25 protein-coding genes and 1 pseudogene are annotated in these 25,029 nt (G+C 71.0%); 8 read left to right on the top strand and 18 right to left on the bottom strand.

Annotation, left to right across the window (positions count from 1 at the left end; all coding sequences use genetic code 11):
- Positions 1 to 225 precede the first annotated feature (225 nt).
- A complete protein-coding gene (locus ABH920_RS10935) occupies positions 226 to 615 on the bottom strand; it encodes a fic family toxin-antitoxin system, toxin component (protein ID WP_370348790.1) in 390 nt (129 codons plus the stop codon).
- Positions 612 to 833, bottom strand: a complete 222-nt coding sequence (locus ABH920_RS10930) for a hypothetical protein (protein ID WP_370348789.1) — start codon at positions 831 to 833, stop codon at positions 612 to 614. Before ABH920_RS10930 ends, ABH920_RS10935 begins: the two co-directional genes overlap by 4 nt.
- A 280-nt stretch (positions 834 to 1,113) precedes the next feature.
- Between ABH920_RS10930 and ABH920_RS10925 the strand changes: the two genes are divergently transcribed.
- Together ABH920_RS10925 and ABH920_RS10920 are read left to right on the top strand one after the other, a co-directional pair.
- Positions 1,114 to 2,073 (top strand): zinc-binding dehydrogenase, encoded by a 960-nt coding sequence (locus ABH920_RS10925; protein WP_370348788.1) that lies wholly within the window; start codon positions 1,114 to 1,116, stop codon positions 2,071 to 2,073.
- A 97-nt stretch (positions 2,074 to 2,170) separates the two neighbouring features.
- The gene (locus tag ABH920_RS10920; protein WP_370348787.1) at positions 2,171 to 3,028 is read left to right on the top strand and encodes a maleylpyruvate isomerase family mycothiol-dependent enzyme; all 858 of its coding nucleotides are present in this window, start codon (positions 2,171 to 2,173) and stop codon (positions 3,026 to 3,028) included.
- A gap of 44 nt (positions 3,029 to 3,072) precedes the next feature.
- On the opposite strand, the gene ABH920_RS10915 is transcribed toward ABH920_RS10920, so the two are convergent.
- Positions 3,073 to 3,342 carry a hypothetical protein gene (locus ABH920_RS10915; protein WP_370348786.1) on the bottom strand — a complete coding sequence of 90 codons (270 nt, stop codon included), beginning with the start codon at positions 3,340 to 3,342 and terminating at the stop codon, positions 3,073 to 3,075.
- On the bottom strand, positions 3,335 to 3,952 hold the full coding sequence (locus ABH920_RS10910) for an RNA polymerase sigma factor (RefSeq protein WP_370348785.1): 618 nt from the start codon (positions 3,950 to 3,952) through the stop codon (positions 3,335 to 3,337). Before ABH920_RS10910 ends, ABH920_RS10915 begins: the two co-directional genes overlap by 8 nt.
- 195 nt (positions 3,953 to 4,147) lie before the next feature.
- Here ABH920_RS10910 and ABH920_RS10905 point away from each other — a divergent pair, with 195 nt between their 5' ends.
- Both ABH920_RS10905 and ABH920_RS10900 read left to right on the top strand, forming a co-directional pair.
- Positions 4,148 to 4,651 (top strand): NUDIX domain-containing protein, encoded by a 504-nt coding sequence (locus ABH920_RS10905; RefSeq protein WP_370348784.1) that lies wholly within the window; start codon positions 4,148 to 4,150, stop codon positions 4,649 to 4,651.
- A 123-nt stretch (positions 4,652 to 4,774) separates the two neighbouring features.
- Positions 4,775 to 7,984, top strand: a complete 3,210-nt coding sequence (locus ABH920_RS10900) for a bifunctional [glutamine synthetase] adenylyltransferase/[glutamine synthetase]-adenylyl-L-tyrosine phosphorylase (protein WP_370348783.1) — start codon at positions 4,775 to 4,777, stop codon at positions 7,982 to 7,984.
- A gap of 46 nt (positions 7,985 to 8,030) precedes the next feature.
- On the opposite strand, the gene ABH920_RS10895 is transcribed toward ABH920_RS10900, so the two are convergent.
- A complete protein-coding gene (locus ABH920_RS10895; RefSeq protein WP_370348782.1) occupies positions 8,031 to 9,407 on the bottom strand; it encodes a serine hydrolase domain-containing protein in 1,377 nt (458 codons plus the stop codon).
- 86 nt (positions 9,408 to 9,493) lie between these two features.
- Here ABH920_RS10895 and ABH920_RS10890 point away from each other — a divergent pair, with 86 nt between their 5' ends.
- Positions 9,494 to 10,180 carry a TetR/AcrR family transcriptional regulator gene (locus ABH920_RS10890; protein ID WP_370348781.1) on the top strand — a complete coding sequence of 229 codons (687 nt, stop codon included), beginning with the start codon at positions 9,494 to 9,496 and terminating at the stop codon, positions 10,178 to 10,180.
- A 95-nt stretch (positions 10,181 to 10,275) separates the two neighbouring features.
- On the opposite strand, the gene ABH920_RS10885 is transcribed toward ABH920_RS10890, so the two are convergent.
- Complete coding sequence (locus ABH920_RS10885) at positions 10,276 to 11,256, bottom strand: phosphatase PAP2 family protein (protein ID WP_370348780.1); 981 nt, start codon at positions 11,254 to 11,256, stop codon at positions 10,276 to 10,278.
- Between the two features lie 282 nt (positions 11,257 to 11,538).
- Between ABH920_RS10885 and ABH920_RS10880 the strand changes: the two genes are divergently transcribed.
- Together ABH920_RS10880 and ABH920_RS10875 are read left to right on the top strand one after the other, a co-directional pair.
- Positions 11,539 to 11,844, top strand: coding sequence for a UBP-type zinc finger domain-containing protein (locus ABH920_RS10880; RefSeq protein WP_194918642.1), 306 nt, complete (start codon positions 11,539 to 11,541; stop codon positions 11,842 to 11,844).
- Positions 11,845 to 12,065: 221 nt separating this feature from the next.
- Entirely contained in the window at positions 12,066 to 12,248 is a 183-nt protein-coding gene (locus tag ABH920_RS10875; protein WP_370348779.1) for a hypothetical protein, read from the top strand.
- 6 nt (positions 12,249 to 12,254) lie between these two features.
- On the opposite strand, the gene ABH920_RS10870 is transcribed toward ABH920_RS10875, so the two are convergent.
- The 11 genes and pseudogenes from ABH920_RS10870 to ABH920_RS10820 form a co-directional block, all read right to left on the bottom strand.
- Positions 12,255 to 13,928: a hypothetical protein gene (locus ABH920_RS10870; protein ID WP_370349043.1), complete on the bottom strand. Its 1,674-nt coding sequence runs from the start codon at positions 13,926 to 13,928 to the stop codon at positions 12,255 to 12,257.
- 305 nt (positions 13,929 to 14,233) lie between these two features.
- The gene (locus ABH920_RS10865) at positions 14,234 to 14,632 is read right to left on the bottom strand and encodes a hypothetical protein (protein ID WP_370349042.1); all 399 of its coding nucleotides are present in this window, start codon (positions 14,630 to 14,632) and stop codon (positions 14,234 to 14,236) included.
- A gap of 178 nt (positions 14,633 to 14,810) precedes the next feature.
- Positions 14,811 to 15,524: pseudogene (locus ABH920_RS10860) on the bottom strand (alpha-mannosidase); the annotation flags it as partial.
- Entirely contained in the window at positions 15,521 to 16,483 is a 963-nt protein-coding gene (locus ABH920_RS10855) for a Gfo/Idh/MocA family protein (RefSeq protein WP_370348778.1), read from the bottom strand. The pseudogene ABH920_RS10860 and the gene ABH920_RS10855, both read right to left, overlap by 4 nt.
- Before the next feature lie 80 nt (positions 16,484 to 16,563).
- Positions 16,564 to 17,355, bottom strand: coding sequence for a TIM barrel protein (locus ABH920_RS10850; RefSeq protein ID WP_370348777.1), 792 nt, complete (start codon positions 17,353 to 17,355; stop codon positions 16,564 to 16,566).
- Positions 17,356 to 17,471: 116 nt separating this feature from the next.
- Positions 17,472 to 18,695, bottom strand: coding sequence for a CehA/McbA family metallohydrolase (locus ABH920_RS10845; RefSeq protein WP_370348776.1), 1,224 nt, complete (start codon positions 18,693 to 18,695; stop codon positions 17,472 to 17,474).
- The gene (locus tag ABH920_RS10840; RefSeq protein ID WP_370348775.1) at positions 18,695 to 19,795 is read right to left on the bottom strand and encodes an ABC transporter ATP-binding protein; all 1,101 of its coding nucleotides are present in this window, start codon (positions 19,793 to 19,795) and stop codon (positions 18,695 to 18,697) included. The genes ABH920_RS10845 and ABH920_RS10840 overlap by 1 nt, the downstream gene beginning before the upstream one ends.
- A 49-nt stretch (positions 19,796 to 19,844) precedes the next feature.
- On the bottom strand, positions 19,845 to 20,675 hold the full coding sequence (locus ABH920_RS10835; RefSeq protein WP_370348774.1) for a carbohydrate ABC transporter permease: 831 nt from the start codon (positions 20,673 to 20,675) through the stop codon (positions 19,845 to 19,847).
- A complete protein-coding gene (locus tag ABH920_RS10830; protein ID WP_370348773.1) occupies positions 20,672 to 21,586 on the bottom strand; it encodes a carbohydrate ABC transporter permease in 915 nt (304 codons plus the stop codon). The genes ABH920_RS10835 and ABH920_RS10830 overlap by 4 nt, the downstream gene beginning before the upstream one ends.
- Positions 21,555 to 22,949 (bottom strand): extracellular solute-binding protein, encoded by a 1,395-nt coding sequence (locus ABH920_RS10825; RefSeq protein ID WP_370348772.1) that lies wholly within the window; start codon positions 22,947 to 22,949, stop codon positions 21,555 to 21,557. The genes ABH920_RS10830 and ABH920_RS10825 overlap by 32 nt, the downstream gene beginning before the upstream one ends.
- A 61-nt stretch (positions 22,950 to 23,010) precedes the next feature.
- Positions 23,011 to 23,751, bottom strand: coding sequence for a GntR family transcriptional regulator (locus ABH920_RS10820; RefSeq protein WP_370348771.1), 741 nt, complete (start codon positions 23,749 to 23,751; stop codon positions 23,011 to 23,013).
- A gap of 85 nt (positions 23,752 to 23,836) precedes the next feature.
- Here ABH920_RS10820 and iolB point away from each other — a divergent pair, with 85 nt between their 5' ends.
- Positions 23,837 to 24,622, top strand: a complete 786-nt coding sequence (iolB, locus tag ABH920_RS10815; RefSeq protein ID WP_370348770.1) for a 5-deoxy-glucuronate isomerase — start codon at positions 23,837 to 23,839, stop codon at positions 24,620 to 24,622.
- Positions 24,623 to 24,665: 43 nt separating this feature from the next.
- On the opposite strand, the gene ABH920_RS10810 is transcribed toward iolB, so the two are convergent.
- Positions 24,666 to 25,019 (bottom strand): hypothetical protein, encoded by a 354-nt coding sequence (locus tag ABH920_RS10810; protein WP_370348769.1) that lies wholly within the window; start codon positions 25,017 to 25,019, stop codon positions 24,666 to 24,668.
- Positions 25,020 to 25,029 lie beyond the last annotated feature (10 nt).

Here is a 25,029-nt window from a genome sequence, read left to right as displayed (position 1 = left end):
TGTCCTGGCTTTGTTGCTGTTCCGGGCGGCCGAGTCGGAGGTGCCGAACTCCCGGCCGCGCCGCCGTCGTCACGACGCGGGCGCCTTGACCGATAGCGGGCGGCCGGAGAACCCGACCACTTCTGACCAGGGGTAAGAGGAGTTGCGGCGCCCCGCAGCGAACGGGCGAGCGCTGTGGTCCGGGCGCCCGCCTATGGACCGGGCCATCACACCATCACGCGGCTGCTAGTCCTTGGTCCAGTTCCGCAGCACCCACGAAATCGCCCCGACATCCAACTTCCCCTCGGCCGCGTCCCCCGCCAGCCGGGCCGCTTCGCGCACGTCCGGTAGCACCGGGAGTCCGCACGCGGCGAGGTACGCCACGGCGGTCGCGGCGGCGAACAAGCGGTTGGCGTTCTCCAGCGCCGGGACGCGGGCCAGTTGGTGCAGCATCGCAGCGGCCTGATGGTGCGGCTGCTCGTAGACGCGGCGGCCCAGGACCACCGCCTCGGTGCGGGCCAGGGCGGCGAACAGGGCGCCGTAGTCCACGACGGCGGGGTCGCCGGGGAGGCGTTGGGCGGCGTCGAGGAGCCAGGCTATGTCGATCGGTCGACCGGGGGAGGCCTCTGGGCTCACGCGGCCGGCATGAGGTCGTCGCCGAACGCGCCGGAGGCCTTCGCGTCCTGGACGAACTGGTCGAAGACCGAGTCGAAGACGGTGCGGCGACCGCGGGTGTCGGCGTCGATCAGGCCGGTCAGGTACTCGCCGAGGTTCACGCCGGCGTCCGCGGCGGCGGCGCGGGCGGCCTCGGCGATCGCGTCGGGGACGCGCGCGTTCAACTGTTGGTTGCCCATGGCTCCATGCTAGCGCTGCTAGCAGGAGCTGTCAGCGGTCTTAGGACGAAAGTCTCATACCGGTGCCGCCTCGGGCCGGATCCGGCGGGCGCGCCGCCCGGCGAGGATCGAGGGGGACGAGGCCGGGGCGAGCGGTCGGAAAAGGTTCGGAAACAGGCAGAACAAGAAACAGGCCCAGAACCGGCCTGAAACAGCCGCAGACCAGCCTCGGACCAGCCTCGGACCAGCCGCTGACCAGCCCGGACCAGCCCCGACCACCCCCAGAACCAGGAGGCACAACATGCGCGCGGTGTGGCTGCGAAAGTTCGGTACCCCGGCGGAGCTCCACGTCGAGCCCACCCCCGAGCCCGCCCCCGCCCCGCCCGGCACCGCGCTGGTCGACGTCGCCTACGCCAACATCACCTTCGTCGAGACCCAGGTCCGCGCGGGCAACGGCCCCTTCCGCCCGACCCTGCCGACCATCCCCGGCAACGGTGTCGGGGGAGTGGTCCGCGCGGTCGGCGACGGGGTGGATCCGGCGCTGGTCGGCACCCGCGTCGTCGGCTCGACCGGCGGCTCCGGCGGCTACGCCGAGGTGGCGCTGGTGCCCGCGGACGTCCTCTACCGCGTGCCCGACGGACTCGCCCTCGACGCCGCGGTCGCGGTTCTGGCGGACGGCCGCACCGCCTCCCTGCTCGTCGAGGCCGCCGCGATCCGCCCCGGGGAGCGCGTGCTGATCGAGGCGGCCGCCGGCGGCGTCGGCACCCTGCTGGTCCAGCTCGCGAAGGCGGCCGGCGGCACGGTGATCGCGCTGGCCGGCGGGCCCCGCAAGACCGCGACCGCCACCGCCCTCGGCGCCGACCAGGCCGTCGACTACCTCGACCCGGCCTGGCCCGAGCAGCTCGACGAAGGCGTGGACGTCGTCTTCGACGGCGTCGGCGGCGCCACCGGCCACACCGCCTACCGCCAGCTGCGCCGCGGCGGCCGCATCCTCACCTACGGCCTGGCCAGCGGCCAGTGGACTGCCATCCCCGAGGACGACGCCGAGGCCCGCGGCATCAGGATCGTCCGCCCCACCGCCGGCCCGGAGGACATGCGCCGCCTGACCGAGTCCGCGCTGCGCGCCGCCGCCGACGGGACGCTGCGGCCGGTGATCGGCCAGCGGTTCCCGCTGGAGGACGCCGGGGCCGCGCACACCGCGATCCAGGACCGGCGGACTGTGGGGAAGACCCTCCTTGTGACGGGCAAAACAGCAGGGTGACGCGGGCGCCGCGCCGCCCGCCCCTTGACCGGCCCGCTCCCGGCTGCTGTCCTGGCAGACGCCTGGTCCAAGGAGTCTGACCCCAGCGGGAGGCCCGATGTCGCGCACCCGTACCACCCTCGCCGAAGATTTGGCAGCAGCACGGGCCGCCGCTCCGGAGCTCGCCGAGCGCGCCGCGCGGGTGGTGGCCGCGATCGGGAACCCCAAGTCCGCCTCGCTGCTGCCCGGCTGGAACGCCGCCGACGTCGCCGTGCACCTCGGATTGGCGTGCACCGCCTACGCCGCGGTGGCGGCCGGCGTCTTCGACATCGAGTACTGGGACACCTTCGTGCCCGAGCACCCCGATCTCGCGCAGCGGGTCGCGGTGCTGAACGCCACGACGCTCTCGCACGCCGCCCCCGACGCCTACCTCGCGGCCCCCGGCCAGATCCGCGACGGCGCCGCCATGCTGGTCGCGGCGCTGGAGGACCGCGACCCCGAGGAGCCGTGCCCGGTCCCGTGGTTCGGGAACGACGCCCCGCTGCCGCTGGCCGCCGTCGTCGGCCTGTTCCTGAGCGAGACCGTGCTGCACACCCTGGACGTGGCCCGCGCCACCGGTCAGAAGTGGCTGGTCCCGCCGCAGATCGCGCGGCTCATCATCTCCCTGACCTACCTGGAGACCATCCCGCGCACCGTCGACGTGGCGCGCGCCGCGTCCCTGCACGCCGCGGTGCGCGTCCACGTCCGGGGCGGCGTCACGATCGGCATCGACATCGACGGGCCCCGGGTCGAAACGCACCGCGACCCGGCGCCCGGCGCCACCGACTGCCACATCTGGGTCGACCCGGTGGCCTTCGTGCTCACCGCGAGCAGGCGGAGCTCCCAGGCCCGGCAGATCGCGGCCGGCCGGATGTTCTCGTTCGGGCGCAAGCCGTGGCTGGGCCCGATGGTCGGGCGGCTCTTCGATCACCCCTGAGAACGCCCCTGAGCGCGCTCCTGAGAACGCCGCTGAGAACGCTCCTAAGAGTCACCGCCGGGCAGCCGCAGCTCACACCGGCCGTCCACACACTCGCGCCGCACCCTCCCGGCCGACAGCGTCTGCACCAGCCCCATCGTCCAGCACATCGGACAGCCGCGCAGCGCCACCATCCCGACCGGGACCAGCAGCAGCCCGGCGATCCCCACGACGGGGATCAGGGCCATGCCGCCGGCGATCCCGCCGAAGCCGATCACGCCGCGCGCCAGATGCCGGGTCAGCGACGCGCTCGCGAACTGCCCGCCCTCAGCCACGGCCCGCCTCCTCCGAGCCGTCCGCCAGCAGCGTGGCCCGCACCTGCGCCCGAGCCCGGTGCAGCCGCGACTTCATCGCCGCCAGGCTCAGCCCCAGCGCGTCGGCGACGGCTCGGCCCGAGTGCCCCTGCACGTCCCGCAGGATCAGGACCCTGCGCAGGTCCTCCGGCAGCGCCACGATCGCCGCGACCACGGCCTCGGCCTCCAGCCGCGCCAGCACGTCGTCCTCCGCCGGCCCGCAGACGGCCTCGGCGCCCGGCCCGAAGCCGCCGCCGCCAGCGCCCGCCCCGAAGCCGCCGCCGGCACCACCGCCCCGCGGCCCGCTCCGCGCCCAGAACCGAGCCCGCCGCAGGCACTCGTTCCGCACGATCCGGAACATCCACGAGGCCAGCGCCGCCGTCGCCCGGAGCATCCCGATCCGGCTGTAGAGGATGATCAGCGCCTCCTGCGCCGCGTCCTCCGCGTCCTGAGGCGTCGCGCACAGCGTCTTGGCGAACCTCAGCACATGCGGATACGACCCCGACACCAGCGCCCGCACGGCCTCGGCGTCCCCCTCCTGCGCCGCCCGCACCAGCTGCTCGCCCGGCCAGGCCGGCACCGCCTCACCCACGCGTCCGACCCCGCTTCCGCATTACCGAAACGACGCAAGCGCACACCAGCACCGCCGCCACGACTCCCGCACCCGTCCATATCATCCCCGGCGTCCTCTCCCGCTCGACGAGCCCGCCGCACGACCGGCTCCGGGGATAAGAGGTGCGCACGCGCCAGAAGGATTCAGGGGCCTCCGCCATGCTTTGATAACCCGGTGAACCCCGACGAAGAGCTCGTCTACGAAGTCGACGAGAGCGACCGGATCCTGCGGATCGTGCGCCGCGGCGAACTCACCGACAACAACCTGCGGCACCGCAGCGTCGACATCCTGTTCCGCGACAACGCCGGGCGGATCCTGGTGCACCGGCGCGCCGCGGTGAAGCGCGTCTTCCCGCAGTACTACGACATGTTCGTGGCCGGCATGGTCCCGGCCGGCGAGTCCTACGACCAGGCCGCGCGCCGGGAGGCCGCCGAGGAGGTCGGGCAGCGCAACGTCGTGCTCCGGCCGATCGGCCGGTGGCGCTTCGACCACGACCGGGTGCCGCAGTGGGGCTCGGTCTACACCGCGACCGTCACCGGCCCCGTGGTGCCGCAGCCGGAGGAGGTCGAGTGGTTCGGCTTCCTCACCGAGGCCGAGCTGGAAGAGAGCATCGCGCAGAACCAGTTCTGTCCGGACAGCCTGTACTTCTATCGGCGGATGCGCGGCCAGGCGGTGTGATCGGCGGTGATCAGCGGCGATCGGGCGTGATCGGGCCCTGTCGATCCCCGGCCCTGTCCGCGCCGCGACCGGCCCCCGGACACGACGCGCCGGTCGCGATCGTCGTCGGCTAGATTGGGCCGGGTGGCACAGACGGCGGCACTTGGCCGGGAACCGGAGTCGGCGCGCTCGCGACTGGTCAGGCTGGGATTCGCCGACCCCGAATCCGCCCTACGGACCCTGGACGAGGCCCCGCTCGGCGAGCTGCGCGGCGATCCGCTGTTCCTGGAGGCCCTGGGCCGCACCGCCGACCCCGACCAGGCGCTGGCCGCGACCGGCCGGCTGCTCGCGGCCGCCGACGACGCCGACACCCTGGCCGCCACCCTCGCCGCCGCCAAACCCTTCCAGGACCGGCTGCTCGGCGTACTCGGGGTCAGCGTGGCGCTCGGGGAGCACCTGGAGCGTCATCCGGAGGGCTGGCACGGGCTCGTGGAGTTCGACGTCGAGGACTTGGCCCCGGCCTTCCGGCGGCTGATGCTGGAGGCGGTCGGGGCCGCCCCCGACGCCCCCGACCCGGTGGCCGCGCTGGCCGGGATCCCGGCCCGGGACGCCCTGCGCGTCGCGTACCGGGACGCCTTGCTCGGCATCGCGGCGCGGGACATCGGCAGCGCGCAGAAGAACGACGCCACCGCCACGTACGACCAAACGGCCGCCGATCTGTCGGACCTGGCCACCGCCACCCTGGAGGCGGCGCTCGCGGTGGCGCGCGCGGAACTCCCCGAGGACTCCCCGCCGGCGCGCCTGGCGGTCATCGCCATGGGCAAGTGCGGGGCCCGGGAGCTCAACTACGTCAGCGACGTGGACGTGGTGTTCGTCGCCGCCGCCCCCGACGGCACCGACCCGGACGAGGAACACCTCGCCCTGCGCACCGCCACCCAGCTGGCCGCGACGCTGATGCGGGTCTGCTCCGACACCACCTCCGAGGGCGCCATCTGGCAGGTCGACGCGAACCTGCGCCCCGAGGGCAAGAACGGCCCGCTGGTGCGCTCGCTGCCCAGCCACATCGCCTACTACGAGCGCTGGGCCAAGACCTGGGAGTTCCAGGCGCTGCTCAAGGCGCGCGCCGCCGCCGGGGACCGGGACCTCGGCGCCAAGTACGTCGAGGCCGTCACGCCGATGGTGTGGGCGGCCTCGCGGCGCGACGGGTTCGTCGCGGACGTGCAGGCGATGCGGCGGCGTGTCGTCGAACACATCCCGGCCAAGGACGCCGAGCGCGAGCTGAAGCTCGGCTCCGGCGGTCTGCGCGACATCGAGTTCGCCGTACAGCTGCTGCAGCTGGTCCACGGCCCCACGGATCCCGCGCTGCGCAAGCGCGGAACCCTGGAGTCCCTCGCGGCTCTTTCCGCAGGTGGATACGTGGGTCGCACGGACGCGGCGGCCCTGGCCGACGCCTACCGCTTCCTGCGGACGCTGGAGCACCGGCTGCAGATCCACCGGCTCCGGCGCACGCACACGCTGCCGGAGGAGAAGGTCGAGCGGCGCCGCCTCGGGAGGTCCATGGGGTTTCGAAAAGATCCCGTGGATCAGCTGAACGGTGAATGGAAACGTCACAAGCGGGAAGTAAGGCGGCTGCACGAAAAGCTCTTTTACCGACCGTTGTTAGACGCGGTGGCCCGTTTGACGCCGGGCCAGGCCGCATTGGGTGGTGCTGTTCACTTGTCACCGGAGGCTGCGCAGTCACGGTTGGAAGCACTCGGCTACACGGATCCGGCGGGAGCGCTCCGTCATCTGACGGCGCTCACCTCCGGGGTGAGCCGGCGGGCGGCGATCCAGAGGACGCTGCTGCCGGTGATGTTGGACTGGTTCGCCGACGCGGCGGACCCCGACGGCGGCCTGCTGGCGTTCCGCAAGGCGTCCGAGGCGCTGGGGGACACGCACTGGTACCTGCGGCTGCTGCGCGACGAAGGCGCCGCCGCCGAACACCTGGCGCGGGTGCTGGCCTCCGGCCGCTACGCGCCGGACCTGCTCCTCAGGGCGCCGGAAGCCGTCGCCATCCTGGGGGATCCGGCCAACCTGGTGCCCCGGGCCCGGCCGGTGCTGGAGGCCGAGATCCTGTCCGCGGTCGGCCGCGCGTCGACTCCGGAGGCGGCGGTCGCCGCGGCGCGCGCGGTGCGGCGTCGCGAGCTTTTCCGTATCTCCGCCGCGGATCTGCTGGGTCTGCTGACCGTCGAGCAGGTCGGCGACGGCCTGAGCGCGGTGACGGCGGCGACGCTGAGCGGTGCGCTGCAGGCCGCCACCACGGCGATCGAGAACCGTCTCGGCACGCCGCTGCCGACCCGTTTCGCGATCATCGCCGTCGGCCGGTTCGGCGGCCGCGAACTTGGCTACGGCAGCGACGCGGACGTGCTGTTCGTCCACGATCCGCTGCCGGACGACGGTGTCGAGACGGATCCGGACGAGATCGCGTGGGGCGCGACCGCGAACAGTTCGGCGCCGTCCAGTGCGGCGGTGGCGAGCAACGGCGCCGCCGCGACGGATTCCGTCCGCCGCGCCTCTCCCGTCTCCCCGCAGCGCGAACGTGCCGCCACCGACGCCGCGCACGCCGTCGCCAACGAACTGCGCCGGCTGCTCCAGATCCCGACCCCGGACCCGCCGCTGATCATCGATGCCGACCTGCGCCCCGAGGGCCGGCAGGGACCGTTGGTGCGCACCCTCAGCTCCTACGCCGAGTACTACCGCCGCTGGTCGGAGGTCTGGGAGTCGCAGGCGCTGCTGCGCGCGGAACCGGTGGCCGGCGATCCCGAGCTGGGCCGCGAGTTCATGGAGCTGATTGACCCGCTGCGCCGTCCGGTATCAGGGCTCGACGAGACCGCGGTGCGCGAGATCCGCCGCATCAAGGCCCGCGTGGAGGCCGAGCGGCTGCCGCGCGGCGCGGACAAGGCGCTGCACACCAAGCTCGGCCCCGGCGGCCTGTCGGACGTCGAGTGGACCGTGCAGCTGCTCCAGCTCTGCCACGCGCACGAGGTCCCGGCCCTGCAGACCACGCGCACCCGCCTGGCCCTGTCCGGCGCCGCGGACGCCGGCCTGCTGGAGCCCGACGACGCCGAGATCCTGGACGAGGCCTGGATCGAGGCCACGCGCGTCCGCAACGGCATCATGCTGGTCCGCGGCCGGGCCGGCGACTCGATCCCGAACGACATCAAGGAACGCGCCGGCATCGCCATGTATCTGGGCTCTGAGAACAGCGAGGAGTTCGTCGAGGAGTACCGGCGCGGCGCCCGGCGGGCCCGCGCCGTCGTCGAGCGCGTCTTCTACGACTGGAGCAGCGACGCGGGGCGTTCCCACGATTCGTGAGACGCCCCGCGTCCGGCCCACCTCGCGCCGAGCCCGCCGGCGGTGATCAGCGGACGCGGCCGAACAACCGCCCCGCGATGTCGATCCCGACGACCGCGCCGCTCTCGTCCCGCGTGAACAGCCCGCGCTGCCCCTTCAACCCGCCGTCGGTGATGATGTAGTCGTCGCCGTCCTCGGCCAGGAAGCCCATCGCGGCGGCCGGATAGTCCTGCGGCATCTCGGTGTCGGAGGCGGCGCGGATCTCCGGCTTGATGCCGACCGCGAGGGTCAGGCGCGCGCCGTCGTCGGCGACGTCCAGGTTCATCGCGTCGATCTCGTAGCGGCCGACGACGTCGCCGTTGCGCGCGGCGTCGTACGGCACCGGCTCCGGGTCCTCCTCGACGACGCCGAGGAAGTGCTCCAGGGCCCACTTCACGACGTCCTGGTTCAGCTGGTAGCCCTCCGGGGCGCAGTTGCTCAGCGCCACGATCGCGAAGCCGCGCTCGGGGACCACGAGCAGTTCGGCGAACTGGCCGTTGCCGCTGCCGCCATGACCGAAGGTGCGCATGCCGCCGATCCCGTTGAGGAACCAGCCGAATCCGAAGGCGTCGCCGAGGGTGGAGCCGCGCAGCTCGGACTTCGGCTCCTGCATCGAGCGGCGCGCCTCGACGCTCAGCACCTCGTCGGCGGCTCCGGGCTGGCCTCCGACCTGCTCCCCGAGGTGGAACCGAGCCCAGCGCAGCAGGTCCGCGGCGCAGGAGACGCCGCCGCCGCCGGGGTTGTTGCCGTGGGTGCCGGCCGGGTACGACTTCCAGGGCGTCGCGGTGTGCAGGACGCCGTCGGCGTCGCGGTTGTGGCCGACGGTGTGCTTGCGGGTCATGACGTCGTCGAGGTCGAAGACGGTGTCGGTCAGGCCCAGCGGGGTGAGCACCAGCTCGGCCACGGCCTGCTCGTAGGGCTGTCCGGTGACCTTCTCGATCACTCGGCCCAGGAGGTTGTAGCCGGCCTGGCTGTAGGAGGCCCGGGCGCCGGGCTCGCCGATCAGCGGCAGCGCTTCCAGCTTCGCGACGAAGGTGGCCAGCGAGCCGTCGCCGTGGTCGGGATCGATGAGGTTCCATTCCAGGCCGCCGGTGTGGTCCAGCAGGTTGCGGACGGTGATCCGCGCCGCGTGCGCCTCGTCGGCCAGCTTCAGCTCCGGCACGTAGGTCCGGACCGTCGCCTCCAGGTCGATCCGGCCCTCGGCTTCCAGACGCATCAGAGCGGTGGCGGTGAAGGACTTCGTCGCGGACGCGATGTGGAAGAGGGTTCGTTCGTCCACCTCGACCGAGGCGAAGAACTCGTGGCCCTCGACCAGCACCCCGACGCTGATGCCGGGCACGTCGTACGCCTTCGCCGCCTCGGCCACGAACGCGGTCAGGTCCTGGACGGTCTCCTGCACAGTCATCTCGATCTCCCCTTGCCGAGTCACTTGCACTTAGTTCAAGTGGAACGGTAGCCCCAACTTGAACTAAGTGCAAGTACACTTCTGCCATGCCTAGGAACACGCTGACCGTGGACCAGATCGTTCGCGCCGCCATCGCGCAGCTCGACGAGGAGGGGCTGGACGGCCTCAACATGCGCGCCCTCGGCAAGCGCCTGAACGTGGCCGCGACCGCCGTCTACTGGCACCTCAAGACCAAGGACGAGCTGGTCCGGCTGGCCGCCGACGCGGCCTGGGCCGAGGTCGAGCTGCCGGACCCGGCGCTGGTCGGCTGGCGCGAGGCGGCGGTGCGGACCGCGACCGGCGAGCACGCGATGTTCACGCGCCACCCCTGGATGGGCCAGGCCTTCGGCGGCTACCTGCTCTACGGCCCCGGCAAGTCCGGGCACGACGACCACCTGCTCGCCGTCTACGAGACCGCGGGCTTCGCCCCCGCCGACGCCGACCGCGCCGCCGCGGCCGTCTTCACGTACGTGCTGGGCAACTCACTCGCCCCGGCGGCGATGGTGGCGCTGAACCGGCGGCTGGCGCTGGGCGGGGAGGACGCGGTGCGGTCGTTCACCGAGGCGAAGGAGAAGTCCGTGGCGATCGCGCGGACATTCCCCAGACTGCGGGAGCGCATCGACAGCCCGGCGGCCTCCTACGCCGGGACGCCCGAGGAAAGTTTCGAGTTCGGGCTCGCGGCGCTGCTGGACGGGTTCGAGGCGCGGCTGGCGGCGCAGGCGTTGGACGACTGAGGAAACTGCGCACGAACGAAGAACGGGCCCCGAGGAGGGGCCCGTTCGGTGGTTCACGTGCTGCGGCTCAAGGCCGATGGCTCACGCTCGTTGGTTCAGGTTCGCAGGTGGATCGACGGCCGCACCAGCTCCGCCGAGGCGCCGTCGTCGACGGCGTTGCCGGCCGTCAGCCCTTCCGGCTGCCGGGGCAGCGGCGCGTCCCCGGCCGGCTTCGGCGGCGCGAACACCGGCCGGCCCTGGAGGATCCGCTGGACCAGGAAGCCCAGGGCCAGGGTGACCAGGCCGAACACCGCGTCCAGGACGTAGTGGTTGGCGGTGCCGATGATGACCGCGAAGGTGCAGAAGGGGTAGGCGATGCCGAGGGCCTTGACCCACCGGCGCTGCGCCAGGTGCGCGATGACCAGCGCGCACCAGGTGGACCAGCCGATGTGCAGCGACGGCATGGCCGCGTACTCGTTCGTCGACGAGCCGAGCCCGGCCACCCCGTCGGACGTCGCCGCCGTCTGGCCCCAGGGGTTCAGCAGCTTGAACGTGTCGATGAAGTCGCCGCCGTGCAGCATCCGCGGCGGGGCCAGGGAGTAGAAGTAGAACCCGAACAGCGCGATCAGCGTCATCGCGATCATCACGGTCCGGACCGCGCGGTAGCGGTCGGGGAACTTGAAGTACACCCAGACCAGCACCGCGATCGGCACGATGAAGTGCAGTGTCGCGTAGTAGACGTTCATCGAGAACGCCAGCCAGCGCACGCTGTAGACCCAGTGGTTGAAGGTGCGCTCGAAGTTCAGCCCGAGGTAGTGCTCCAGGCGCAGGATGTCGTGGCCGCGCTGCTGGGCCGCCGACTCGTGGGACGGCGCGGCCAGCCGGGTCAGGGTGTAGAGGTAGTAGCCCAGCGCGATGAGCGCGATCTCCAGCCACAGCTTGGGCCGGTTCGTCGGGCGGAACCTCTGCGGCAGGACCGGTCCCGGGATCCAGCTCCGGCGCCGTCCGCCGGCCGAGGCGCCGGGCGCCGTCGAGTCGACGTTCCCGTCGCGCGCTGTAGCCTCCGTGCTGCTTTCCAGCGGCTGTGTCGTCGTCACGAGTTCACCCCCATGACAAGCAAGTCTGCCAGGGTACGTGCCGCGAAGGCGTCATACCCCGGGTCCACATTCCGCATCACCCCATGGTAGGGCTTTGGCGGAGGTGTGAGGCGGTCCCGCCGTAAGGGTCTCTCGGGCGGAGTACGCCAGCTTATCCGGATCAGCTGTTTCCCGCGCGTCCCATGGCAGGTCATCTCCAGCCGGTACGCTCCGCGCCAAGCGTCTGTGCACCCGGTCACAAGGGGCGCGGCGTGACGAATCAGACACGCGAGGAGCCACCTCATGCCCATCCCCGTGTACGTCCCCGCGAACGGTGGTCGCTGCGACCACCTGGAACAGCTCCGCGACGCCGAACCGGACTCCACGGACGAGTGCCGGGAGTGCCGGGCCACCGGCGGTCGCTGGCTGAGCCTGCGGGAGTGCCTCGTCTGCGGCCATGTGGGTTGTTGCGACAACTCGCAGAGCCGGCACGCCACGGCGCACTGGCGCGCCACCGGCCATCCCCTGATCCGGTCACTGGAGCCCGGCGAGGTCTGGGCCTGGTGCTATCCGGACGAGGCGATGTTGTTGCCGGCCGACTGCTGCTGAGGCTGTTTCGGCTGAGGCTGCTGAGAAGGAGGCAGCGGCTGGGCCCGGGGGCGGCTTTTGCGGCCGCCTTTGGGCCACTGCTTTCGGCGGCGTTTTTGGTGACGTTTTTCAGGCCGCGCTTCTTGGCCGGCGCTCCGGTGGCCTGACGCCGTGGCCCGGCTTAGCGTGAGGTCACGGAAGCCGTCTTCCCGCGGCTCCGGCAGGCAAGGAGTTGAAAACGCATGGCGAAGAACAGCCCGGCCAAGGGGCACCACGGACTCGGCGCGCGCGGGCAAGGGAAGCTCCTCTATTTCCACACCCGCGTCTCCCACGTGATCCGCCACTCCAAGGAACAGCTGTTCCGCAAGTACCGCAAACAACCTGAGTATCGGCAGGCCAACGGGCACTGGGCGGGGACCCGATAGTCCGGGCTATACCTCTGACGCGCTTGACGCGCTCCTGGCGACGGTCGTGGCGACCTGCCAGGGGCGCATTTCCATGTGCTGATGTTCCTGCCCGGTGCTGATGGTCGCCGTGGTCGGCTCCGGAGTGAGGGCCACCAGCCGCACCTCGGGTGCCTCCCCGCCGCCGTTGTCGCCGACGTCGCGGCAGCTGCTCAGGACCACGCCGCGTCCGCCGATCTCGAAGCCGCCGCCGGGGACCTCCGGGATGTTGTCAGGGTTCTGGCTCCGACCGGGGAGCGCGGTGAACGGGTGGCGGTAGCGCTCGGCGGCGTCGAGGAGCCCTGATTCGTGCCACTCGCCGGCGTAGAGGTAGAGGCCGAGCTCGACGGTGCGCACGCCGTGGCACTGCGCGCCGGGCGTGGGCAGCTGCGGGCCCGCGGGCTCCTCGCGCCAGGCGTTGTCGTTGCGCGAGAGCAGGCCGACGGAGCGCAGCAGGGTGAGGGCGAGGGTGCGGCCGTCGTCGACGAGCTCGTACTCGCTGACGTGGTCCAGCAGCACGGCCAGGCCCCCGGCCGCGACCCAGCCGTAGGCCGGGAAGGTCGGCACGGGGCGCTCGCCGAAGCCGCCCTCGGCGTGCAGCGGCCGCTCGACGACGGCGAACTGGCCCTCGGCGTGCGAGCGCGCGGCCGGACGGGGGAGCGGGAGGTGCAGGCGGACGCGGTGGTCGTCGCTGCGGTTGTCGAAGGCGATGGTGAGGCGCACGAAGGGCTCGCCGTGGCGCAGCTCGATGCGGGTGCTGAGCTCGGTGGTGTGGACGGACTCGGCGCGGCTGCTGACGGCGGCTCCGCCGGGGGCCGCGGCGGGGACATAGTACGTCGGGACACCGTGTGCCGGGACACCGTGTGTGGGGACACCGTGCGTCGGCCAGTTGAACCAGCGCGCTGATTCCAACGACCCGGTGAGCGGCCCGTTCCACCGCTCGCGGTTCCAGATCTCGTCGGGCGAGTCGACGACGCGATCGCGCCCGGGCGGCGCGTAGTTGTACTCGTCGCCGAGATCCCCGCCGTCGACGATCAGCCCGAGGCCCGCGGCATGCGTGCCGTCCGCGGCGAGCACGTCGAGGAGGCCGTCGGAGCGGAGCACGACGTGGATCAGGCCGTTGTCGAGGTCGGAGAGCGCCCGGCGTCCGGTGGCGATGTTCTTCTGCGGGCCCGGCGGCGCGGGCGTTCCGGCCGCTGCGGTGACTGCGGTGAGGGCGAGCGGGCCGACGTCGACCAGCGCGGCCACCTTGGCGCGCGGCTGTATTCGTACCTTGACGCACCAGCTCTCGACGGCCGGCTCCGCGGTCGCAGCGACGGCGGCACGCACGTCGGCGACGTCGAAGACCAACTCGGAGGTCGGCGCCAGCTCGAAGACGATCGTCGCGGCGCGGGGATCGACATGCCACGCGGCGATCTGCCGCCCATAGAGCTCGCGACCATGAATCTTGCGCAGGAACCGATCGAGCTCGGCGGGCGCGACCTGCTCGTCGGCAAAGGTCTCCTCGACGGTCTCGAGAACCTGATGCGGAACATGCGCGGCTGCCCTCAACACCCGACCGGCCGGCACCTCGAGCACCACGACCTCCGTCCGCCGCCACGGCGTCGGGTTGAAGAGCAGATGCCCGCCATCCGGAACGGTGTCCGCAACCGGCCCGAGCACAAGATCGACAACCCCCCGCCCCAGATCACCGGCCTCCCCGATCCGCGCGGCAACCTGCTCGGCAGTCCCATCGACCCCGCACCCGGTCACACTGTCATGGCACGACGAGTCGACCAACCGCCGCCACGCCAGCTCCAAGAAAGGCCGACACGCCCCCCGCACGCCATAAAGCGCCGCGACAGGCTCGGCATACCGCTCGACAAGCCGCTCGGCCCGACTCAACGCCTGCTTGAGCCCGATGCGCGACGACAGGACGCCGGGGAGGATGTTGGCCCGCGCGTGGGAGCGCAACTCGCCCCGAACTACTACTTCACCAACACCAACACCAACACCAACACCAACAACATCACCACTACTAAGACCAGCATCACCACCACTAAGACCAACACCACCACCACCAGCGCCAGCGCCAGTGCCAACACCACCGACACCAGCGCCAGCGCCAGTCCCAACACCACCGGTGCCACCACCGACACCATCGGCAACACCACCATCGGCAACACCACCATCGGCAACACCACCACCGGCACCACCACCACCACCACCACCAGCGCCAACACCACCACCGGCACCGGCACCACCACCAGCGCCAACACCACCACCAGCGCCAACACCACCACTGCCAGCACCACCGCCATCACCAGCACCAGCGCCACCGCCAGCACCCGCACCAGCACCAGCACCAGCACCAGCACCAGCACCAAGGCTGCTCGCTTCACCAGCTCTGGCGCCGGCAACTGCTCCCGCACCGGCCTCGGCCTCACTCGCCACGTCACCGGATGCCAGCCCGCTGCTAGCCGCGCTGCCATCGCTTGTTGCTGACCTGTCCAGCCGGTCCAAGAACCCGGCCAGCGTGTCGAGCCGAATCCGCACCGCCCCGTCCGCAGCCCCCGCCACCAAATCCGCCAGCCCTTCGACCGGCGCCGAGTGGTCCGTGCCGTACATCCCCAGCAGCGGCCCCGTCGGCTGCCACCGTCTCAGCGCCCGTACATGCTCCTCCGCCCGTTGCCGCACGACCGCCGCGTCGGCCTCGCCGAACACGCCCGCCGCGCCGCCGTAGCCGCCTTCGGGCAGGTAGCGCGTGCGCAGGGTCGTGCCGTCCGGCGACTGCCACCAGAACTCCGTCGTATGCACCGCCTCCGGCACGCCGCGCCAGACGCATGCCGTGTCGATGCCCGCGTGGCGGAGGATCTGCGGGAGTTGGGCCGCGTGGCCGAACTGGTCCGGCAGGTAGCCGATGCGCATGGCGCCGCCGAGTTCGTCGGCGCGGCGGAGGCCTATCTCCAGGTTGCGCAGCAGGTTCTCGCCTGAGCACAGGAAGGAGTCCGCCAATACCCGCCACGGGCCCAGCGCCAGCTGCCCTCGTGCCGTCAGTGTGCGGACCAGCTGCTCCTGCTCCGGTCGGATCTCCAGGTAGTCGTCGATCGCGGCTGTCTGGCCGTCGAGTGTGAAGCGTGCTCGCGGGTCGGCTTCCAGCTGTGCCAGCAGCCGGTCCAGTACCGCCACCAGGCGCAGGCGGAAGCGCTGGAAGGGCTGGTACCACTCGCGGTCCCAGTGCGTGTGCGGGACGATCACCAGCTCCGCGGGCTCGCTCATCCCGTTTTCCCCAGGGCGTCGAGGACGAGCATCCCGGTGCGGATGTCGGCGGTGCCCTCGGCGATGCCGCTCAGCGGCGGCGTGCCGGCGGTCACGAAGGAGTGGAACGCCAGCAGCTCGCGTTCGAAGCCCGAGTCGGCGCCGAAGAAGTACGGGTTCCCGAACGCCAGGTCGTGCGTCCCGTCCTCGGTGTGCACGCGCACGTGCTCCTCATACTCCGGATAGTCCGGCAGGTAATGCCAGCGCACGTTGTAGCGACCGCCATGCGAAAGTGGCCCCGAGAACTCCAGCGAACCCGATTCCCCGTCCCGCGCGCCCCACGAGTACGCCGCATCGACATCCACGCCGATGCCGCCATCCAGCAGACGGATCAGCGCGAGATCGTGGCACACGCTGTCGAGCACAGCGCGGTACTCCCAATGCACACGTGGCCCGACGTGCTCCGGCGCCGACGCGGTTCCGGAATGGGAACCGGAAGCCGGAGTCCAGTCCGTCTGCGGAAACCGCTCCGGAGGATGCAGAACACTGACATCGATATGTCGGATGGCCCCAAGATCCAGGCCGCCCAACGCCTCGGTGACCACAGGGTCGTACTGCTTCATATACCCGAGCATCAAACGATCGCCGGCCTCCCGCACCACCCCGGCCTCATCCAGCGTGTGCGCGAGCGGCTTCTCACAGAACACCGGATACCCGCGCTTCAGCGCCTCGGCGGCCAGCGCCGCGTGCGACCCGGACGTCAACAGCAGCACCGCGTCGAACTCGCCGCACCCGAACATGCTCCGCACATCGCTGAAGACCCCGGAACCGGGCACGCGCATCCGGCGCGCGACGTCGGCGGCGTACCCGTGCTGCGCGTCGCAGACCGCTGTGACGGCGAAGTACTTGTCCAGTTTGGCCAGCAACGGCAGGTGCACGTGCCGCGCCACCCGCCCCAACCCGACGACCGCGACCCGCACGACCGGCCCCACAACAGATCCGGAAGCCGACCCGGAAACCGCCCCGCCACCCGCCGCCGAAGTCGAACCCCCAGCCGCCATCACACCCCCAACCCGGCCAGCACCGCACGGTTGTGCCGCATATCCCCGATGATCCGCCCGAGATCCTGACCGCGGTCCGGCACATCCTGCTCGACCACGATCCACCCCTCATAAGCCAGCGCCCGCAACGCGTCCAGGAACGCCCCGAGATCCAGCCGACCTTCCCCGAGCCGGCAGAACGTCCCGTCCGCCAGCGCGTCCTTCACATGCACATGCCGCACTCGATGTCCCCACCGCGCCAGCGTCGCCAACGGATCCCCGCCGGCCGCCAGCAGATGCCCGGTGTCCAGGCACAACTCCAGCTCCGTCAGCTCCAGCAGCCGGTCGATGTCGTCCGGCGTCTCGATGCTGGTGTCCAGATGGTGGTGGAACACCGGCTCCAGTCCGTGCTCCCGGCACCGGGACGCGGCCCGGTACGCCTGCCGGACCAGCAGACCCCACCCGGCGGCGTCCAGCGGCCCGGACGGCGGGCAGGCCAGCGTCGGCTTCGGCGCGAAGCTGCTCATGTCGGGGTACCGGTTGCGGATGCGCAGCAGGCGTGCGGTGTCTTCGAGGGCTGACAAGTCGTCGGCGAAGCCCTCCTGCTGCCCGAACCGCAGGTCGTGCCAGCCGCCGGCCAGCGGCGGGGCGGAGTCGGCGTCGGCCAGCACCTCGTCCAGGTAGCCGTGCGGCCCCAGATCAGTGCCCTCATACCCGCAGTCCGCAGCGATCCGGGCGTATTCCGCCGCGCTGATGAAGGGATTCTCGGCCGAGTAGATCCCGAAGTTCACCGGCGCCGTCGCGACCTTCACCGGCCAGACCGGCGGCCGTGATTGCGGTTGCGGCCGCGATCCTGGCTGCGGCCGCGATCCCGGCCCCGCCTCAGTCCCTGTCCTCGGCCCCGCGCCAGCCCCCGTCCCCGACCCCGTCACGCGCACAAAGCCACCACCTCGTTGCGCCACGTCTCCAGCCGGTACACCCCGGTCTGCGAAGCCGGGAACGACTGCCGCCCCGCCCGGTCCGCGCGCACCACCACCCGGGTCTCGTCCGGCCGCACCAGGATCAGGCCGTCGGCGTCCACCGTGGTGATCTCGTCGCCGCAGCGCAGCACCAGCGGGCCGGTCCGGTCGGCGGAGACCGCGGTGCGGCCGGCGGCGATGCCGGACAGGATCGCAGTGGTCGAACACTCGTCGGCCAGCACCCAGGTGATCGGCGCGCCCAGCGAGGCCGGCATGCCGTCAGGCTCGTGGAAGTCGCTGCCGCCGACCGGGATGATGGCCGCCGGGTGCCGCTTCATCCAGGCCAGCGGCCAGCCCCAGGTCCGGTCGAACCAGGACCAGTGCCAGATCTCCGCGATGGAGGGCTGCGTGGTCAGCTGGTGCCGCCACGCGCAGTCCCCGGCCAGCGGATGGTTCACCGAGAACAGCGCGCCGGCCTTCTCGGCCTGCTTCATCCACTGCGAGGCCGGGCGCCGGAAGTCGATCCACTCCTTCGAACCCCACACGTTCGCGTGCCCGAGGTCGGTGGTGACCTCCTGCCCCGGGATCAGCGTGACGCCGCTGCGCGCGGACTCCTTGTCCAGGAAGGGGTAGTGGCTGATCGTGTTGTGGTCGGTGACCGCCAGGAAGTCCAGGCCGGTCTGCGCGGCCAGCGAGGCCAGGCCGCCGACGGTCAGCGTGCCGTCGCTGTGCTCGGTGTGGGCGTGCAGGTCGCCGGCGTACCAGCGGCGGGCGCCGACGGTCGGCAGCTCCCGGGCCGGCGGCCGTTCCAGGGCCGCGGCCCCGGCCTGGTCGTATTCGAGCGCGCGAGCCGTTCGCTTGTCGCTGAAGGTGATCTCCAGCGAGTACCGGACGCCCTCCGGCGGGACCCGGTGCAGTCCCAGCCACACGTGCCACACCCCCGGCAGGATCTCCCCGGCCAGGTAGCCCGGCGTCGAGCGCCGGGCGCCGACCGTGAACTCCTGCCGCGCCCCGCCGGACCAGCCGCGGAAGCCCTCCGGGCCGGCGCAGCCGAGGTCCAGGACCGCACCCGCGGACTGGTCGTACTCCAGCCGGACGTCGATCCCCGAGACGCCGGGCGGCACCTCGAACGGGACCGGCCGCAGCTGCTGCCGCAGCCGGTCCTCCAGCCACCACACGCCGTCCAGCCGCATCAGCCCACCAACTCCCCATCCACGTAGAGCAGAGTCCGGTCTTTGCGGGGCAACGCCCACACCGTGGCTTGGGGTTCCGGCTCGTCTTCTTCGGCGACCACGACCTGCACCGCGGTGCCGGCGACGTCGAGCGTCAGCAGCAGGGAGCTGCCAAGGTTCTCGGCGACCTCTACCGTGCCCCGAAACGCCCCATCGCGTGGACCCGCCGATACGCGGAAGTACTCCGGGCGCGCGCCAAGGACCACCTCGGTGCGTTCGGCCAGGCGCTCCCCGGCCCCGTCAGGCATCGCGATCTCGGAATCTGCGACCAGAACGCGTCCGTCACGGACTACCCCCTCCAGCAGGTTCATCGGCGTGGAGCCGATGAAAGACGCCACAAACGTGTTCGCCGGCCGGCGGTACACCTCGCGCGGTGTCCCCAGCTGGCGGATCCGGCCGGACCGCATGACCGCGATGCGGTCCGCGAGCGCCAGCGCCTCGGCTTGGTCGTGCGTGACGAAGACCGTGGTGGTGGCGAGTTCGCGTTGCAGCCGCTTGAGGAACGTCCGCGCCTCCAGCCTGAGACGAGCATCAAGGTTCGACAGGGGTTCGTCAAAGAGAAAAACGGACGGTTCAGCCGCGGTGGCCCGGGCCAAAGCCACTCTTTGCTGCTGTCCGCCGGACAAAGCGCCCGGCCGCCGGTCCAGCAAACCCACTGTGGTCTCGGTCCCGGTCAGGCCGAGCTCGGAGGCGGCGGCGAGGACGGCTTCCCGCTGTCGGGCTTTGGGAACCCCGCGTACCCGCAGGGGATACGCAATGTTCTCCGTGACGGTCATGTGCGGGAAGAGCGCGTAGTCCTGGAACACCATGGCCACTCCGCGCTTGCCCGGCGGCGTGCGCGTCACGTCGGCCTCGCCGATGTGCACCGCGCCGCTGCTGGGCGTCTCCAGCCCGGCCAGCGTCCGCAGCAGCGTGGTCTTCCCGCAGCCGGACGGGCCCAGCAGCGCGAAGAACTCCCCGTCCTCGATCGTCAGGTTCAGCGCGTCCAGCGCCGTGACGCCGCCGCCGGCGTCGGCGTCGGCGAAGGTCTTGGTCAGGTCGACGGTCCTTATCTGTGCCATGTGTCAAACCCCTGCGCCATTTGGGAAACACCTGCCATGACCGCTTCTCCTACCGCTTGATGCCGCCGTGGAACCGGAAACCATAGCGATGGCTGACGAACAGGTACAAAACGATGACTGGAATCGAGTACAACAGCGAGAAGGCCGAGATCAGCGCGAGGTTCGGCTGGCCGCCTTCGGTGTAGAAGGTGTAGAGCACCACCGAGGCCGGGTACTTGTCCGGGTTGCGGACCAGGATGTACGGGATCAGGAAGCTGCTCCAGACGTTCACCACGGCCCAGACCGTCACCGTGGCCAGCCCGGGCCGGATCATCGGCAGCACGATGTGCCGCATGATCTGGAACGGCGAGGCCCCGAACACCCGTGCCGACTCCTCGTAGGACTTCGGCGTGTTGTCGGTGAAGTCCTTCAGGATGAAGATCGCCGCCGGGATCAGGCCGCCGGTGAACACCAGGATCACCCCGACCCGGGAGTCGATCAGATGGAGCTTGAACGCCAACTGGAACAGCGGCACCATCGCTGCCGTTCCGGTCACGATCGAGGACAACAGAAGCAGCGCGTAGAGGATCCCGTCGCGGCCCGGAACCCGCACCCGGCTCAGGGCGTACGCCGCCGCCGCTGCGAACCCCACTGTCAGCAGAGCCGTACCCCCTGCCAGCAGTAGAGAGTTCCACAGCGACGGCAGCGCATAGGGATCCTTCAGCAGGACCGAGAAGTTGTGAAGAGTAAACGAGCTTATGCTCACGTCCAGGGTCGGGTGCGCGTTGAACGGCGCCGAAGCCAGCCACAGCATCGGCAGCGCGAAGAAGCCCAGCAGCGCCGACAGGAAGGTGTAGCGGCCGATCTTCGCCAGGGCCGCGCGCACGGCCGGATCTTTCATACCGCCACCCGATCCTGGCGTCGCTCCCGCAGCAGCCGCAGGTACACCAGCGCCACCACGAGGTTGATCACCAGCATCAGCAACGAGATCGCGGCCCCCAGACCCATCTGCCCGTCGAACAGCGCGGTCTGGTAGATGTACACCGGCAGGATCTCCGACTTGCCGTTCGGGCCGCCGGCGGTGATCTGGTACGGCGTGAAGTCGTTGAACGTCCACAGCGAGATCAGCAGCAGGTTGGTCAGGATGTGGCCGCGGATGTGCGGGAACACCACGTCGCGCAGCTGCTGCCAGGAGCTCGCGCCGAACATCCGCGCGGTCGCCAGCTGCGAGGGCGGCACGCCGGTGAGCGCCGCGCTGTACAGCAGCATCGAGAACGCGGTGCCGCGCCAGATGTTGAACACGATGATGACGGCCATCGGGTGCTCGATCGCCCACGCCGTGCCGGGCGTGTCCAGCAGTGCGTTCAGCGTCCCGGCGTCGCGGTCCAGCATGGCCACCCACAGGAAGGCCACCACGGAGCTGGGCAGGATCCAGGCCAGCAGCACCAGCGCCTCGATCAGCCGCTTGAACCAGCCGGTGGCGTCGCGCAGCAGCCACGCGATGGTGAAGCCCAGGACCGCCTGCCCGATCACCGCCGAGAGGATGGCGTATTCGAACGTCAGCCACAGCGAGTGGCGGAAATCAGGGTCCTGGAGGACGTTCGTGTAGTTCTGCAGGCCGACGCTGCGCGGATGGCGCGCGGCGAAGCCGGTGAGCCGGTAGTTCGTCGTGCCCAGATACAGCGTCCACAGCGCCGGGAAGACGAGGAACGCGGCGACCACCAGCAGGGCGGGCGCGGCGATGCCCGCCGCGCGCGCCCTGCCGAGCCCCGCGGGATCCTCAGGGACCCGGGGCGACGTCGCTCGCGCCAACGAGCGCCTCCAGCGCCTTCTCGTAGGCCGCCGCGGCGTCCGCCGGGCTCTTGCCGCCGACCACGTCCGCGACCGCCTTCTGGACCAGGTTCGACACGTCGTTGTACGCCGCCTGCGAGGGCCGGAAGTTGGTGACCGGCAGGGCCTTCTCGGTGGCGAACTTCAGCATCGGGTCGCCGGCCAGGACCTCCTGGTTGACGTCGGTCCGCGCGGTGATCAGCGCCGCGCCGCCGATCCGGGACTCGGTCTCGGCCTTGGAGTTCAGGAAGGCCAGGAAGTCCCAGGCGGCCTGCGGGTACTTGGTCTTGGGGTTGATCGACCAGTCGGAGCCGCCGGAGTAGGACACGAAGCTCTGGCCCTTCACGCCCGAACCCGGGGCCTCGGTCGGGATCAGCGCGTACCCGACGGCGGTGTCGCGGTCGGCCATCGGCGCCGTGCCGCCCTTCGGGTTCACCACCGAGCGCCACATGTAGTCGGACTCGGCGTAGATGCCGATCTTGTTCGCCGCGAACTCGGTGAACGACTTGTCGCGGCCCTTGGCGTCCTCCTGGAGCACCGGGTCGCCGAATCCGCCGCCGTAGATCTTCTGGTAGAAGCCGAGGGCCGCCTTGAAGGCCGCGCCGGCCTGGATCCACTTGCCGTTGCTCCACAGCGTGCCGCCGGCCCCGGCCAGCAGCGGCAGGAAGCCCTGGATGGTGGTGGCCTCGCCCATCGGGACGCCGCCGTCCCACTGCACCGGCGTGACCCCGGGCAGGGCCTTCAGCTTCGCAGCGGCGTCGTAGACGTCCTGCCAGCTCGTCGGCTGCCAGTCCGCAGGCAGCCCGGCCTGCGCGAACAGCTTCTTGTTGTAGAAGATGACGCGGGCGTCGGTGCCGTTCGGGACGCCGTAGCGCTGGCCCTGGTACTCGCCGAGGGCCTGGACGGACTGCGAGATCTGCGACCAGCCGTCCCAGCTGTCGACCTGCGGGCCGGCCACGGCGGTCAGAGGCTTGAGATACCCGGCGTCGGCGAACTCGCCGACCCAGATGCCGTCCAGGGCGAAGACGTCGTCGCCGGTGCCGGACTGCAAGTCCAGGGCGAGCTTGGACTTGTAGGAGTTGTCGTCGACGCCGTTGGGGCGGAACGTGACGTGCGCCGTGATCCCCTTGGCCGCCTCGGATTTCACGAAGTCCGGGATCAGGGTCTGCTGGATCCAGGTCGCCTCGTTGCTGTTCTTGCCGCCGGCGATGTCGTTGGCGGTGATCACGAGTGTGGGGTTCTTCGGCTGGTTGGCCGAGCTCACGTTCGCCGGCTTGGAACCGGAGCCGGAGGAGGAACCGGAACAGCCGGCGACGAGCACGGCAGCGGCCGCGCCGATCGCCATCAGGGTTCGAAGGTTTCTGGACTGTGCGGAATGTGCTCCCATCGGTGCCTCCGCGGGGATCTCAGTGCTCGGTGACTGTGACTTCCAAGCTGTAGCGGGAGGCGCGGTAGATGTGGTTGCCGAACTCCACCGCCCGCCCGCTGTCGTCGAAAGCCGTGCGCTCCATGGTCAACAGAGCCGCGCCGCGCCGTTCCTCCAACAGGGCCGCCTGCTCGGCGTCGGCGGTGCACGCGCCGATCCGCTGCCGGGCCACGCAGATGCGGATGCCCGCCTTGCGCAGCACCTCGTACAGGCCCCGGGTCTCCAGCAGTTCCACGGTCAACGGCGGCACCGGCTCGGGCAGCCAGTTCCGCATCACCGCCAGCGGTTCGCCCTGCGAGCGGCGCAGCCGCACCACCTTCGTCACCGGCGTGCCGGCCGGCAGCCCGAGCGCTGTCGCGGCCTCCGGCTCGGCCGGGACCCGCGCCAGCAGCAGCACGTCGGTCGCCGGGACCCGGCCGCTGCGGGCCAGGTCGTCGTGCAGGCTGGTGAGCTCCATCTCGCGCCGGACCGGCATCGGCAGGATCTGCGTGCCCACGCCGCGCCGCCGGACGATCATGCCGCGGTCCACGAGGTGGCCGATCGCCTGGCGCACCGTGGGCCGGGACAGCCCCAGCGACTCGGCGATCTGCACCTCGGAGTCCAGCTGGTCGCCCGGCGCCAGCTCGCCGGTGCGGATCGCCTCGGCGATCTGCTCGGCGACCTGGAAGTAGAGCGGGATCGGGGAGGAGCGGTCCACCTCGATCCGCGGTCGGATCCCCATGGGGGTCAGTATGCTGCGGTCACTTTGTCCGGACAACAGGTTGACCGGCGAACTCCGTCCTGCTATGCAGCAAACGGGAGGCGGTATGACATCGGTCGGCGACACCACCATTGACATCACCCCCGAGTCGGCGGGTTGGCGTTATGCGGGACTGAAGACCGCGACGTTCGGCGGTTCATATCAGTTCTTTACCGCAGAGGATGAGGCGTTAGTCCTGCCTTTGGCTGGTTCGTGCACAGTCCGGTGCGGTAGTGCCGAATTCCTGCTGCACGGACGCCAGAACGTCTTCGCCGGCCCCAGCGACTTCGCCTACATTCCCCGGCGCAGCATGGTGCGGCTGACAGCGGTCGACGGACCGTGCCGCGTCGCGATCCCCACCGCGTGGGCCGAGGCGGACCTGCCGTTCCGGTACGGCGCACGCAAGGCAGTGCCGGTGGAGCAGCGCGGAGCCGGATCGGCCGCGCGGACGCTGAACAACTTCTGCGCGCCGGAGTCCTTCGAGACCGACCGCCTGCTGGCGGTGGAGGTGATCACGCCGGGCGGGAACTGGTCGTCCTGGCCGCCGCACAAGCACGACGAGGACGTCGAGGGCGGGGAGCGGGCCAAGGAGGAGATCTACTACTACGAGGGCGGGCCGGGGTACCAGCGCGTCTACTCCTCGTCGGCGGGCGACATCGACGTGCTGCGGGAGGTCGGGGCCGGGGACGTCGTGCTCATCCCGTACGGCTACCACGGGCCGTCGATGGCCATGCCGGGCTACGACTTGTACTACCTGAACGTGCTGGCCGGCCGGGACCGCGGCGCGGCGCGCTCGATGGCGTTCAGCGACGACCCGCGGCACGCGTGGATACGGCAGACCTGGAGCGCCTGAGGGGACGGCGCTTCCAGGCCTTGGGCGTTCTGGGGGTCCCGGCTCAGATGATGCGGATCTCGTCGTTCGAGTGGTCGTGCCCGCAGTTGTCGCCTTCGTAGTGGTAGTCGCGCTGCCCGAGCTGCACCACTCGGAACGACTTGTGCTCGACGACCTTCTGCAGGTGCCGGAAGCCGCTGGCACCGGCGGCCACCACGGCCACGATCGCGGCCAGCACGGTGACCCCGATGACGGCGAAGCCGCCGGTCACGTGCCCGAATACGATCATGAACAGTGCCACCAGGATCGAGATCGGCACGGCTACCAGGAGCAGCACCGCGATCGTGGTGAGCAGGATCAACGGCTTGGCGGACGGGGCGTGGTCACCGTCGTGGCGGATCGTCGTTCTCATGGCCATGGCTAGTCCC

The organism is Catenulispora sp. EB89 (assembly GCF_041261445.1).
Classification (GTDB): domain Bacteria; phylum Actinomycetota; class Actinomycetes; order Streptomycetales; family Catenulisporaceae; genus Catenulispora.
This window is presented reverse-complemented; position numbering and strand designations above follow the sequence as displayed.